Raw genomic sequence first — 13,897 nt, 5'->3', positions numbered from 1 at the left:
TTTCCGACCACTAAGGGAGTGGCGAAACCTGATAAAATCGCCGCCAAGTTGTCGACTGAAGTTAACGGCAACTTATTAACCACCAAGATGGGGATTTAACGGATGAAAGTAAAAAACACCTTGGGCGTAGTCATTGGCTCTCTCGTTGCCGCAACCTCCTTCGGCGCGCTGGCGCAAGGCCAAGGCGCTGTCGAGGTGGAGGGCTTCGTCAATCGCTACTTCACCGACGTTCAGCGTGATTACGCGCACAACGAAGGCAACCTGTTCGGTGGCAGCATCGGCTACTACCTGACTGACGACGTCGAACTGGCGCTGTCCTATGGCGAATACCATGATCTGCGCGGTGAAGGTTCGCAAGGCAGCAAGAACATCAAGGGCAACCTGACCGATCTGAAGGCCATCTACCACTTCGGTCAGCCGGGTGTTGGTCTGCGTCCGTACGTTTCTGCTGGTTTCGGCCACCAGAGCATCGGCGACGCCAACAGCGGTGGTCGTGACCACTCCACCCTGGCCATCGCTGGCGCAGGTGCCAAGTACTACTTCACCGAAATGTTCTACGCCCGTGCTGGCGTTGACGCTCTGTACAACATCGACCAGGGCGACACCGAGTGGCAAGCTGGCGTGGGTGTTGGTCTGAACTTCGGTGGTGGCAGCAAGCCTGCTCCGGCCCCGGTCGTTGCTGCTGCGCCCGAGCCGATGCCTGAGCCCGCTCCGGAGCCGGTGATGGAAGCTGTTCGCGTTGAGTTGGACGTCAAGTTCGACTTCGACAAAGACCGCGTCAAAGAAGAAAGCTATGGCGACATCAAGAACCTGGCTGACTTCATGAACCAGTACCCGCAGACCACCACCACTGTTGAAGGTCACACCGACTCCGTTGGTAGCGACGCTTACAACCAGAAGCTGTCCGAGCGTCGTGCGAACGCCGTTCGTGAAGTTCTGGTCAACCAGTACGGTGTTGACGGTAGCCGCGTGAACACTGCCGGCTACGGTGAAACCCGTCCGGTTGCTGACAACGCCACCGACTCCGGTCGCGCTATCAACCGTCGCGTTGAAGCTGAAGTAGAAGCCCAGATCCAGCAGTAACGCTTCTGGTGCTCCAAGAAAAACCCGGCCTCGGCCGGGTTTTTCTTTTCTGGAATAAAAAAGCCCGCCATGGGGCGGCGGGCAAGCAACGACTCCGCAGGAGCGCGAAGTTATCAGGCATGTAGGAGCAGGGGCATGCTGATCTGCGTGCTGGCGCGGGCGACTTCGCCGATCACCAGAATGGCCGGGCTTTTCAGAGCGAAGGCCATGGCGTCGTCCTGCATCGTCGCGAGGTGGCTGCGGCATTCGCGCTGCTCGGGCAGCGAGGCGTTCTCGATCATGGCCACCGGCATCTCGCCGCTCAAGCCGCCAGCGAGCAGACCATCGCGAATATCCGCCAGCTTGGCCACACCCATGTAGACGACCAATGTAGTGCCGCTCTGTGCCAGCGCATGCCAGTTCAGTGAGCTGTCATCCTGAGTATGGGCGGTGACCAAGGTTACGCCGCGTGCCACGCCGCGCAGGGTCAGGGGAATGCCGCAGTTGGTGGCGCCGGCCAACCCGGCGGTGATGCCGTTGACCATCTCCACTTCGATGCCGTGCTCGCCGAGCCAGTCGGCTTCCTCGCTGCCACGGCCGAAGATGCACGGATCGCCGCCTTTCAGGCGCACCACGCACTTGCCCTGGCGTGCATAGCGCAGCATCAGGCGATGGATGAAGGCCTGCGGGGTGGAGCGACAACCGCCGCGCTTACCTACCGATACGATACGGGCGCCGGGGCAGTGCTGGAGCACTTCCGGGTTGACCAGATCGTCGATCATCACGATCTCGGCCTGTTTCAGCGCCTTGACCGCCTTGAGCGTGAGTAGCTCGGGATCACCGGGACCAGCGCCAACCAGCCAGACTTTTGCGTTCATATCGGGTTCCTCGTGGGGTGCGTCGTGCGCACCAAGTCGTTTGCTGGTTCCCACGCTCCGGCGTGGGAACGGATTCGGGGACGCTCTGCGTCCCATGAGACGCAGAGCGTCTCGGCCTGCATACCCACGCAGAGCGTGGGTACGATCAATTCATGCGTTCACTGCAGTGGGCTGTTGGGCCAGCAAGCGTTTGATTTCAGGGACACAGGAGCCACAGCTGGTGCCGCACTTGAGCTCCTGCATGAGGCTCTCCAGATCCAGGCCGCGTGCAATGCCGGCGCACACCGCGCTTTCGCTGATGTTCAGGCAGTTGCACAGGGTCTTGCTGCGGGTGGAGGCGGCATTGCCTGGCGGTGCTGAGACCGGGGCGAGCAGCCAACGGCGCAGATCGGCGTCAGCCTGGCCCTCCAGCCACAGGGTCCTGAGCCATTCGCTGGCGGCGGTTTCGCCGGCTAGGCGGATGCTGACGATACGGCCGCTCTCGATGCGCACGCGCTTGCCTACCGCGCGACGCGGGTCGTCGTAGGCCAGCACCGGGCCTTCATTCAGGCGCAGCAGGCGGTCGATCTGCGCCAGCAGCTCGGGCTGCGGCGCCACGGCGCTGGCGGCGCGGATCAGCAGAGCGGGGCGCTCGCGACCGGTGGGGGTGAGGCTGGCGTAGGCGAACTCCTCGAAGAGCGGGCGCAGGGCCTCGAAGCGGCTCTGCACCTCACCCTCGACCAGGGCGAACAGCTGCCAGGGCAGCTCGACCTTGTCTACCTCGACGCCGGCATGCTTGAGCTCCGGCTGCTTGGACAGCGGATCGAAGGCCGGCTGGGTCAGCACGTTGGTACCCAGGCCCTTGAGGAATCGGTCACCCCAGTGCATCGGCAACCAGGCCTGGCCGGGACGCACCGACTCGTCAGGCTGCACCGGCAGGATCAGGCTGCCACGACGGCTGCGCAGCTTGATCAGATCGCCGTCCTGCAGGCGACGGCGGCGCAACTCGTCCGGGTGCAGGCCGAGCACGGCGGCCTCGACATGACCGAACAGGCGCGCGGCGGTGCCGGTGCGGCTCATGCCGTGCCACTGGTCGCGCAGGCGTCCGGTGTTGAGCGTCAGCGAGTAACGTGCCTCGCGCTTTTCCTTCGGCGCGCGGTACGGGTCTGCGTGGAACTGCGCGCGTCCGCTGGCGGTTGGGAAGCGGCCGTCGGCATAGAGTCGCGCGGTGCCCTGGCGGGCGCCGGACGGGAACGGCCATTGCTGGGGACCTTGGTCATCGAGCAGCGCGTAGCTCAGCCCCGAGAGGTCGAGGTCACGCTGGGCAGTCAGGTGCTTGTATTCCTCGAACAGCGCTTCGCTGCTGGAGAAGTCGAACAGGCTGGGCAGGCCGGGGCGGAGCAGTTTTTCCAGACGACGAGCGAAGTCGCAGGTAATCGACCAGTCGGGCCGCGCCTCTTCGGGCGCTGGCACGGCGCGGCGTACATGGCTGACGCGGCGCTCGGAGTTGGTCACCGTGCCTTCCTTCTCGCCCCAGCTGGCGGCGGGTAGCAGCAGGTCGGCGTAGCGGCAGGTCTCGGTGGTGAAGAAGGCTTCCTGCACCACGACGAAGGGGCAGGCGGCCAGGGCCTCGTGCACCTTGTTCTGGTTCGGCAGCGACTGCGCCGGGTTGGTGCAGGCGATCCACAGCGCCTTGATGCGCCCGTCGTGCACCGCATCGAACAGCTCGATAGCGGACAGCCCGGGCGTCTCTGGCAGGGCGTCGACGCCCCAGTATGCGGCGACTTCGGCGCGGTGTTCGGCGTTGCCGGCCTCGCGATGCCCCGGCAGCAGGTTGCTCAGGCTGCCGGTCTCGCGGCCACCCATGGCGTTGGGCTGGCCGGTCAGCGAGAAGGGGCCGGCGCCGGGCCTGCCGATCTGTCCGGTGGCCAGGTGCAGGTTGATCAGCGCGCTGTTCTTGGCGCTGCCTGCGCTGGACTGATTGAGCCCCATGCACCACAGCGAGAGGAAGGAGGGCGCGCGGCCGATCAGTTCGGCGCAGCGCTGCAGGGCGTCGAGGCTGATGCCGCAGATATCGGCGGTAGCGGCCGGGCTGTAGTCGCGCACCAGGTTCTTCAGCGCCTCGAAGCCCTCGGTGTGGACGTCGATATAGCGGCGGTCGACCCAGCCCTCCCACAGCAGGATATGCAGGATGCCGTGAAACAGCGCGACATCGGTACCGGGCAGGATCGCCAAGTGCAGGTCGGCCAGCTCGCAGGTGTCGGTGCGCCGCGGATCGACGACGATGATCTGCATCTCTGGGCGACGGGCCTTGGCTTCTTCCAGGCGGCGGAACAGCACCGGATGGGCGTAGGCCATGTTGGAGCCGGCGATCAGCACGCAGTCGCTCTGCTCGATGTCCTCGTAACTGCAGGGCGGAGCGTCGGCGCCGAGGCTGCGCTTGTAGCCGACCACGGCGCTGGACATGCACAGGCGCGAGTTGGAGTCGATATTGTGGGTGCCGACCAGGGCGCGGGCCAGCTTGTTGAAGGCGTAGTAATCCTCGGTCAGCAGCTGGCCGGAGATATAGAAGGCCACGCTGTCCGGGCCGTGCTCGCGGATGGTCTCGGCGAACACCGCTGCAGCGTGATCCAAGGCGCTGTCCCAGTCCGTGCGGGTGCGAGCCAGGCCTTTGCCCAGGCGCAGTTCGGGATGGAGGGCGCGGGCGTCGAGGTCGCCGGTCAGGTGCAGGGTCGAGCCTTTGCTGCACAGTTTGCCGAAGTTGGCCGGGTGACTGGGATCGCCGGTGACGCCGAGGATTTTCTCGCCGTCGTGCTCGATCAGCACACCGCAGCCCACGCCGCAGTAGCAGCAGGTGGAGGCGGTGACTTGAGTGGGGCTGGCCATGTTCGGGGCTCCTGAGGCGCGGGGAAGTTCTGGTGGGAGGGGGCTTCAGCCGCGACCGTCGCCGCTGAAGCGCCTCCCACAGGGCTGGCTAGCTGCTATGAGCTAGGGCCAGCAACACGCGGCCGCTTTCCACCTTGGCATGGTGCCGATGGGCGCAGCCCACATCCGGCGCCACGGCATCGCCGGACTCCAGCTCGATCTGCCAGTTGTGCAGCGGGCAGGCCACGCGCTTGCCGTAGATCAGTCCCTGGGACAGTGGGCCGCCCTTGTGGGGGCAGCGGTCGTCGAGGGCGAATACTTCATCGTTACTGGTTCGGAAGATGGCGATATCGCCTTTCGGCCCGGCGATGATGCGCGAGCCGAGCACGTTGATCTCTTCCAAGGCGCAGACATCCAGCCAGTTCATACGGTGGCCTCCTCGATTTGCACGACCTTGATGGTGTCGAACTCTTTCTTCAGTTGCGGCGTCTCGATGCGCTCCTTCCACGGGTCCTGCTCGAACGACAGGGCGTAGTGCAGGCGCGCGGCCAGGGCCTTGCGATTGACTTCGTCTTCAAGCACCGCCTTCTTGATGTGCTCCATGCCGACGCGCTGCATGTAGTGCACGGTGCGCTCCAGATAGAAGGCCTCCTCGCGGTACAGCTGGAGGAAGGCGGCGTTGTACTCGCGCACTTCCTCGGCGGTCTTGACCTTGACGAAGAACTCGGCCACCTCGGTCTTGATCCCGCCGTTGCCGCCGATGTACATCTCGAAGCCGGAGTCCACACCGATGATGCCGACGTCCTTGATGCCGGCCTCGGCGCAGTTGCGCGGGCAGCCGGAGACCGCCAGCTTGACCTTGTGCGGCGACCACATGTTGAACAGGTCGTGCTCCAGGTCGATGCCCAGCTGGGTGGAGTTCTGCGTACCGAAACGGCAGAACTCGCTGCCGACGCAGGTCTTCACCGTGCGGATGGACTTGCCGTAGGCGTGGCCGGAGGGCATGTCCAGGTCCTTCCACACGGCCGGCAGGTCGTCCTTCTTGATGCCCAGCAGGTCGATACGCTGGCCGCCGGTGACCTTGACCATGGGCACGTTGTACTTGTCGGCCACATCGGCGATGCGGCGCAGCTCGGACGGATTGGTTACGCCGCCCCACATACGCGGTACCACCGAGTAGGTGCCGTCCTTCTGGATATTGGCGTGGGCGCGCTCGTTGATCAGGCGCGACTGCGGGTCGTCCTTGGCCTCGCCCGGCCAGGTCGAGATCAGGTAGTAGTTCAGCGCCGGGCGGCAGGTGGCGCAGCCGTTGGGCGTGCTCCAGTTGAGAAACGCCATGGTCTGCGCCATGGAGGTCAGATGCTGCTCGCGTATCGCCTTTCGGATCTGCCCGTGATTGAGGTCGGAGCAGCCGCAGATGGCCTTCTCGCTCTTGGGCTTGACGTCGGCGGCGCCGCCGACGGTGCTGATCAGGATCTGCTCGACCAGACCGGCGCATGAGCCGCAGGAGCTGGCGGCCTTGGTGTGCTTCTTGACCTCGTCGACCGAGAACAGGCCGTTTTCCTGGATGGCCTTGACGATGGTGCCCTTGCACACGCCGTTGCAGCCGCAGATTTCCATGCTGTCGGGCATGTTGGCGGTTTTGCCTGCGCCCTGGTGGCCGACGTCGCCGATGGCGCCTTCGCCGAACATCAGGTGGTCGCGGATCTCGCTGACGTTATGGTTTTCGCGGATCTGGCGGAAGTACCAGCCGCCATCGGCGGTGTCGCCGTACAGGCAGGCACCGACCAGCACGTCGTCCTTGATCACCAGCTTCTTGTACACGCCGCCGATGGGGTCGGAGAGGGTGATGGTTTCGGTGCCCTCTGCGCCCATGAATTCGCCGGCGGAGAACAGGTCGATGCCGGTGACCTTGAGCTTGGTCGAGGTCACCGAGCCCTGATAGCGGGAGAAACCGAGCTGGGCCAGGTGATTGGCGCAGACCTTGGCCTGCTCGAACAGCGGCGCCACCAGGCCGTAGGCGATGCCGCGGTGACTGGCGCATTCGCCGATGGCGTAGACGCGCGGGTCATAGGTCTGCATGGTGTCGTTGACCAGGATGCCGCGGTTACAGGCGATGCCGGCGCTCTCGGCCAGCTCGCTGTTGGGGCGAATGCCGGCGGCCATCACCACCAGATCGGCGGGAATCACTTCGCCATCCTTGAACTTCACCGCACAGACGCGGCCTTCACCGTTGTCCAGCAGTTCGGCGGTGTGCTTGGGCAGGAGGAACTTCAGGCCACGGTCTTCCAGGGATTTCTGCAGTAGCTCGCCGGCGGTGCGATCGAGCTGGCGTTCCAGCAGCCAGTCGCCGATATGCACCACAGTGACGTCCATGCCGCGCAGCTTGAGGCCGTTGGCCGCTTCCAGGCCGAGCAGGCCGCCGCCGATGACCACCGCGTGCTTATGGGTCTTGGCGGTGTCCATCATCATCTGGGTGTCGGCGATGTCGCGGTAGCCGATCACACCGGCCAGGTCCTTGCCCGGGATCGGCAGAATGAAGGGGTTGGAACCGGTGGCGATGAGCAGGCGGTCGTACTCGGCTTCGCTGCCATCGTCGGCGATGACCAGGCGCTTCCTGCGGTCGATCCTGACTACCTTGCGCCCGAGCAACAGCTTGATGTCGTTTTCCGCGTACCAGTTCAGATCGTTGAGCACGATCTCCTCGAAGGTCTGCTCGCCAGCCAGTACGGGGGAGAGCAGGATGCGGTTGTAGTTGGGGTGCGGCTCGGCGCCGAACACGGTGATGTCGTAGAGGTCGGGGGCGAGCTTGAGCAGCTCTTCGAGGGTGCGCACACCCGCCATGCCGTTGCCGATCATCACCAGCTTGAGTTTTTGCATGCCGGCCATCTCCTGAAGAAAAATCACGGTCGAAAAAATTGTCGGGAGCAATGTTTAACGTCGCTCCGCGACGGCTCGAAGAGTGGCCGCCAGGGATGGCAGGCCATAAAAAACAAAAAAGGCGTCCCGCTAGTCACCTAGCGAGGACGCCTTTGTCCAGGTCCCGTTCTATCGGGAAGTGCAGCCTTCTTCGTTGAAGGTCGCGCTTTATGTAGTTTGTGGCAGTGCGAATGCAGACCTTGTGCCAACTCGATCAGATCAGGGTTTTTCAGGCTTTTCAGCCATTTGGCTGGATCTGTGGAGCGGTTTTTTGCACCTTTGCGAGGCGTTTGGCGCCGCTTTGGTGCGCAGCCGGCTATTTGAGCAGCAGGAACGTCAGCAGCAGGTTGAGCAGCAGCGACACTAGCGCCATGCTGCGCCACACCAGCAGCGGCTCGCGCTCCAGCAGCGGTCGCGGGCGGTTGTTCAGAGACTGACGTTCGCCACTTTCCAGGGCCAGCAGCCACTCTTCGGCGGTCTCGAAGCGCTGCGCTGGGGCGGCGGCTACCGCGCGGTTCAAGACCTCATCGAGCCAGGCCGGTAGATCCGGGCGGTAGCGGCTGGCTGGCACTGGCTGACCGAAGCGCGGGTGCTGAAAGGCCTCGATCTCGCCGTGGGGATAGTGTCCGGTGAGCAGGTGATAAAGCGTTACGCCCGCGGCGTAGAGATCCTGCTGCGCACTGGGCGTGCTGCCGGCGAAGGCTTCGGGGGCAATATAGCTGGGCGTGCCGGGCAGGCTGTGGGCCTCGTCGCGGGTCAGGCCCGGGCAGTAGGCCAGGCCGAAGTCGAGCACGCGCAGTTCGCCGTCGTCGCCGAGCAGCAGGTTCTCGGGCTTGATGTCGCGGTGGATGATATTGCGCCTGTGCAACAGGCCGAGCGCCTTGATCAGGCGCGGCGCCAGGTCCTGCCAGTCGGCCAGGCTCAGCGGGCCATGCTGCTGCAGGCGTGCGGCCAGGGTCTGGCCGGCATATTCGCGCTGCACGTAATACAGATGCTGGCGCTGCGGTAGAGCATGCAACTCGGGGAAGTGGCGACCGGCGACGCGGCGCAGGAACCATTCCTCCTGCAGCAGCCCCGGGCCGGCCTGCTCCTCGCCGGCGCGGCTGGGCGGCAGGGTCTTGAGCAGCCAGGGCAGGTTGTCAGCATCGCGAACCCGGTAGATCAGCGACTGGCGCGATTCGCCGAGTAGGCCTTCGACCTGCCAGCCCTCGAACTCCTGGCCTTCACGCAGGCGCGGCGGCAGCGGCCAATGTTCGAGCTGGGCGAGGGTGTCGGCCAGCGCGGCTTCTGGGAGCTGCTTGACGTGCACCAGCAGGGCGCTGGCGTTGTCCTGGCTGCCGGCGTGATACGCCTCGTCGACCAGTGCCTGGCAGATTGCTTCGGCGTCATCGTCTCGTTGCAGCAACTCGCCGATACGCTTGTCGCTGAGGCAGGCCCAGACGCCGTCGCTGACCAGCAGGAAGCGGTCGCCGGCCTGCAGCTCGCCGTCGCGATAGTCCACCACCAGGTGCTGATCCAGCCCCATGGCGCGCTTGAGTACGTGCTGCATGCCCGGCTGTTCCCAGACGTGGTCCTCGGTCAGGCGCAGCAGTTGGCCGTCGCGCCACAGGTAGGCGCGGCTGTCGCCAATATGCGCCAGGGTGTAGCGACGGCCGCGCAGCACCAGGGCGGTGAGGGTGGTCAGCAGCGGCTGGCCGCCGCCGTTGGCTTGCAGCCAGCGGTTATGTGCGATCAGCAGGCGATCCAGGCTGTGCTGCACCGGCCAGGTTTCCGGGGTGGAGTAGTAATCCAGTGCCAGCGCCTGGAGGGTCGCGCGTGCGGCCAGGCCGCCGTCGGCGCACTGACTGACGCCATCGGCCAGACCGAGCAGATAGCCTTTGCTGGCGGCCAGGGCTGGCGCTGGGGTGACCACTCGCAGGGCGTCCTGGTTCTCGCTGCGCGGGCCGATGGCGCTGGTTTCGCCGACGCTCAGTTGTAGGGCCATGATGCGGTTTCCGTAGATCTTTGGACCGTAGGGTGCGCCGTGCGCACCAGGCCCGACACAAATCGCTGGTGCGCGCGGCGCACCCTACGCAGTGTGGCGGATCGTCGAGAGCTTGCTCACACCCGTGCGGCGGTCACCGCGGCGCTACCCCAGGTGGTGCGCCAGCGTTGTTTGACTCCGTGCAGGCCGATCCAGGCCAGCACACCGAGGCTGGCGAACAGCCAAAGCCCCAGCTGATAGTCGCCTGTGTGTTGCTTGATGGTGCCCAGGCCTGCAGCGAGGAAGAAACCACCGATGCCGCCGGCCATGCCGATCAACCCGGTCATCACGCCGATTTCCCTGCGAAAACGCTGCGGTACCAGCTGGAACACCGCGCCATTGCCAGCACCAAGGCCGAGCATGGCGGCGACGAAAAAGGCCAGGGCGGCGTTCGCGCTGGGCAGGTTGAAGCCCACCACGGCAATGCACAGCGAGGCGATGGTGTACATCATCAGCAGTGTACGAATGCCTCCGATGCGGTCGGCCAGAGCGCCGCCGAGCGGGCGCAGCAGGCTGCCGGCGCAGACGCAGGCGGCGGTGTAGTAACCGGCGGTCACCGGGTTCAGCCCGTACTGGTCGCTGAAGTAGCCGGGCAGGGCGCTGGCCAGGCCGATGAAGCCGCCGAAGGTGACGCTGTAGAAGAACATGAACCACCAGCTGTCGCGATCGCCGAGGGCCTTGAGGTAATCGCCGAAGGCCTTGGGCTTGGGCCGCTCCGGCGCATTCTTGGCCACCAGGGCGAAGATCACCAGGGTCGCCAGCAGCGGGATCAGCGCCCAGCCGAACACGTTCTGCCAGCCGGACAGCGCGGCCAGGCCGGGGGCGAACAACGCCGCCAGCACGGTGCCGGAGTTACCAGCGCCGGCGATGCCCATGGCCTTGCCCTGGTGCTGCGGCGGGTACCACTGCGAGGCCAGCGGCAGGGCGACGGCGAACGCCGCGCCGGCGAAGCCGAGGAACAGGCCGAGCAGCAGCGCCTGCTCGTAGCTGCCGATGCCGATCTGCCAGGCGCAGAACAGCGCGACGATCACCACCACCTGGCCGAGCAGGCCGGCGGTCTTCGGCGACAGGCGGTCGGCGAGAAAGCCCATCAGCAGACGCAGCACGGCGCCGGCGAGAATCGGCGTGGCCACCATCAGGCCGCGTTGCTGGGCGTTGAGGTCGAGGTCGGTAGCGATCTGCACCGCCAGTGGGCCGAGCAGGTACCAGACCATGAAGCTCAGGTCGAAATAGAGGAAGGCGGCAAACAGGGTGGGGGCGTGGCCGGCTTTCCAGAAACTTGTATTCATCGATCACCTCATCAGCGAGAAGGAGCCCGGCCAGGCGCGGCGAACCGTGGTCGTGGACACGGCGGCCGCGCCTGCCGGGAAGGCCGTGCACTTGTGGTGCAGAGCCCTGCGGCCGAAGCCACAGCAGGTTTGCGCGATTGCAGTGCAGGCTCGGATCGCGATGCCTGCGCCGGCCCCGGTCACTGGGGCGAACACGAAAAAAAACGCCGCTTCACCACAGGCCATGAAGGCGAGGTGAGGCGACGTCTTTGTCGTGAGGGAGGTGGCCGCCGTTGGCTACCTGGTGCAAGGGAATAAGCAAGAGCCGAGCCAACCGAGCGGAGGCCCTGGGATCAGGCGCTACGCACCTTCAGTACGCGCAGTGCTGCCGTAAAACGAGGCGCTTGCGTCGTCTATGCCCCCGAATGGGGCGATCGCTGCGTGCTGAAAGTGGCGTGAGATTGGGAGCTGGAAAGTTGGGCAACGCTGGTTGCGTGAGTGGGTAGCGGCGCGGTCAGCAGGGCGAGTGCCAGCAGATTGCTGAGCAGCCCCGCCTGACGGGCACGGCGGTAGGTGTCGGTCATCCTCGATCCCCCCTTTTTTCTATTCTGAACTAGGCGTAGCAGACGAATGACGATGTGTCACGGTATTGGCAGCAATAACTGTGCAAGTTTTGCCAGACGCCTGTTCGCCCGGAGCCCTGAAGCATTGCAATCGCTGACTCAGTCGAGCCGATTGACCTTGGGGAACTTGGCGCTGAAGGCTTCCGGCATTGGCACCACCTTCGACTGACGATAATCGAAGAACACGAAGCCGGACTTGGCCATGGCCACCAGGGTGCCGTCGGCCGGACGGGTGATGCGGAAGGTGATGTCACCGCCATATCGGTTGAAATCCATCACGCCGACTTCGAACAGCAATTGGTCACGGGCATGAGCTTCTGCGCGGTAGGTGGTGGCCAGGTCGGTGACGATGATTCCAGTGCCTTTGCCGTCGGTTTCGCGAATGCCGAACTCGAAGAGGAAGCGGGCGCGCGCCTCGGAAATCATCGAGATCATCGAGTCATTGCCCAGATGGTTGGCACCGTTGATGTCGGTAACGCGCACGGTCAGGTGAGTGCTGTAGTAGTACTGGTCTTCGGGAAAATCGAGGGTCAGGCGTGCCATGGTCGAGCCTTCGTCTAGGAGGGCGGCGATTGTAAACCGCCGTGTTCCTCAGCGGTGCAGGCTGTTGAGGTGATAGAACGTAACGCGACCACCCTCGCTATCCGGTCCGGAGTTGTCCTGGATATAGGCGCCCGCCTTGAAGTACAGGTACTGCTTGCTCCAGCTGCTGCTCAACTGGCGGTAGAGCGAGCCATTGTCGCCATCGGTGCTGGCCACGCTGATGCCGATGCGTCCGCTGGGCGTGACGCGCAGGTCGTAGCCGAAGCGCTCGCCAAGCTGGATGTTCTCGGCCAGCAGGATATTTTGCACGTCGCTGTCGCCTGGGCGAGCGCGCAGCAGCAGCTCCACCCGGCCAACGCCACGTCGATAGTGATATTGCAGCTTGAGCAGCGGATCGTTCTGGCTGCCCGGCACGTCGGTACTGTGGATCTGGCCGATTACCACCTTGTTGCGACTGGGCACTTGGTCGACCTGCAGCACGGCACTGAGGTAGCTGTCCGAACTGGCGTGGAGCCAGTTGTCGAGTCTGCCGTCGTGCTGGGTTTCGCGTAGCTCACTGCGTGGATAGCGGGCGTCGGCGGTGGTCGAGCCAGTGACTGGCACCCAGAAGGTCACGCTGCCGTCGGCATTGCGCCGAAAATAACGACTTTCATAGCCATTATTCAGCCGTTCGGTGGTGATGGTGGTCGGCGCCGGTTCGGTGGGAATTGACAGATTCCAGGTGGTGAGGTCGAGCACGGGGTTCTCTGCTTGTCGGTTGAGGGCCCTTGTTCGTCCCTGCAACGGGCCAGAGGTTCAACCGCCCCAGCCCTTGAGCCAGAGCGGTTTGATTCTCAGGCGGCCGGGCGTTGCTGGCGCTGGTAGAGAAACTCCAGCACGGCGGTACGGTAGGCGTGGTACTGCTGGTCGTTGGCCAGCGCCAGACGATCACGCGGGCGCGGCAGGTCGACGGCGAGGATTTCGCCGACGGTGGCCGCCGGGCCGTTGGTCATCATCACGATGCGATCGGACAGCAGCACGGCCTCGTCGACGTCATGAGTGACCATCACCACGGTGCTCTGGGTCTGCCCGACGATGCGCAGCAGCTCGTCCTGCAGGTGCGCGCGGGTCAGGGCATCGAGGGCGCCGAACGGCTCGTCCATCAGCAGCACCTTGGGCTCCATGGCCAGGGCGCGGGCGATGCCGACGCGCTGCTTCATGCCGCCGGAGATCTCGTTGGGGTGTTTGTGCATGGCATGGCTGAGGCCGACCATGTTCAGCGCCTGCTCGGTGCGGGCCTTGAGTTGGGCCTTGCTTTCGCGCGCGCCGAAGACCTTTTCCACGGCCAGGTGGACGTTGCCGAAGCAGGTCATCCAGGGCAGCAGGCTGTGGTTCTGGAACACCACGGCGCGTTCGGGGCCGGGGCCGTCGATCTCGCGGCCATTGCAGATCAGCCCGCCTTCGTTGGCGTCGAGCAGGCCGGCGATCAGGTTGAGCACGGTGGATTTGCCGCAGCCGGAGTGGCCGATCAGCGCCACGAACTCGCCGCGGGCGATGCTCAGGTTGACGTCTGCCAATGCCTGGAAGCGGCCTTTCTTGGTGTCGAAGTGCTTGCTGACAGCGGTCAGCTCCACGAATTTGTCCATCGGAGTTCTCCCGTTCTGGTGCAGTGCTTCGGATTAAATCAGAGACACTTTCATTTAAAACAAAGACTTGGCGTCTATTGTTGAATTGACTTGTAGGTTGCGTAGCCCGGAT

The 13,897-nt window shown here is 64.6% G+C and carries 10 protein-coding genes; 1 reads left to right on the top strand and 9 read right to left on the bottom strand.

Annotation, left to right across the window (positions count from 1 at the left end):
• The first annotated feature begins 102 nt into the window (after positions 1-102).
• Positions 103-1,083, top strand: a complete 981-nt coding sequence (locus INS93_RS07105; RefSeq protein ID WP_160017994.1) for an OmpA family protein — start codon at positions 103-105, stop codon at positions 1,081-1,083.
• A 113-nt stretch (positions 1,084-1,196) separates the two neighbouring features.
• Here INS93_RS07105 and cobA read toward each other — a convergent pair whose 3' ends face one another.
• The 9 genes from cobA to INS93_RS07060 all read right to left on the bottom strand — a co-directional run bounded on the left by cobA (position 1,197) and on the right by INS93_RS07060 (position 13,785).
• Entirely contained in the window at positions 1,197-1,940 is a 744-nt protein-coding gene (gene cobA / locus INS93_RS07100; protein WP_192980838.1) for a uroporphyrinogen-III C-methyltransferase, read from the bottom strand.
• A gap of 150 nt (positions 1,941-2,090) precedes the next feature.
• On the bottom strand, positions 2,091-4,805 hold the full coding sequence (locus INS93_RS07095; RefSeq protein ID WP_192980837.1) for a nitrate reductase: 2,715 nt from the start codon (positions 4,803-4,805) through the stop codon (positions 2,091-2,093).
• An 88-nt stretch (positions 4,806-4,893) separates the two neighbouring features.
• Positions 4,894-5,211 (bottom strand): nitrite reductase small subunit NirD, encoded by a 318-nt coding sequence (gene nirD, locus INS93_RS07090; RefSeq protein WP_192980836.1) that lies wholly within the window; start codon positions 5,209-5,211, stop codon positions 4,894-4,896.
• On the bottom strand, positions 5,208-7,664 hold the full coding sequence (gene nirB, locus INS93_RS07085) for a nitrite reductase large subunit NirB (protein WP_192980835.1): 2,457 nt from the start codon (positions 7,662-7,664) through the stop codon (positions 5,208-5,210). Before nirB ends, nirD begins: the two co-directional genes overlap by 4 nt.
• A 355-nt stretch (positions 7,665-8,019) precedes the next feature.
• Positions 8,020-9,687, bottom strand: coding sequence for a bifunctional protein-serine/threonine kinase/phosphatase (locus INS93_RS07080; protein ID WP_192980834.1), 1,668 nt, complete (start codon positions 9,685-9,687; stop codon positions 8,020-8,022).
• A gap of 116 nt (positions 9,688-9,803) precedes the next feature.
• Complete coding sequence (locus INS93_RS07075; RefSeq protein ID WP_059391965.1) at positions 9,804-11,015, bottom strand: nitrate/nitrite transporter; 1,212 nt, start codon at positions 11,013-11,015, stop codon at positions 9,804-9,806.
• Positions 11,016-11,716: 701 nt separating this feature from the next.
• The gene (locus INS93_RS07070; RefSeq protein ID WP_192980833.1) at positions 11,717-12,160 is read right to left on the bottom strand and encodes a thioesterase family protein; all 444 of its coding nucleotides are present in this window, start codon (positions 12,158-12,160) and stop codon (positions 11,717-11,719) included.
• Between the two features lie 48 nt (positions 12,161-12,208).
• On the bottom strand, positions 12,209-12,898 hold the full coding sequence (locus tag INS93_RS07065) for a polysaccharide lyase family 7 protein (protein ID WP_192980832.1): 690 nt from the start codon (positions 12,896-12,898) through the stop codon (positions 12,209-12,211).
• 95 nt (positions 12,899-12,993) lie between these two features.
• A complete protein-coding gene (locus INS93_RS07060; protein WP_160018003.1) occupies positions 12,994-13,785 on the bottom strand; it encodes an ABC transporter ATP-binding protein in 792 nt (263 codons plus the stop codon).
• Positions 13,786-13,897: the final 112 nt, after the last annotated feature.

This window comes from Pseudomonas sp. EggHat1 (genome assembly GCF_014892995.1).
GTDB classification, from domain to species: Bacteria; Pseudomonadota; Gammaproteobacteria; order Pseudomonadales; family Pseudomonadaceae; genus Aquipseudomonas; species Aquipseudomonas chaetocerotis.
Note: the sequence above shows the minus strand (reverse complement) of the source record. Positions and strands in the feature narration are given on the sequence as shown.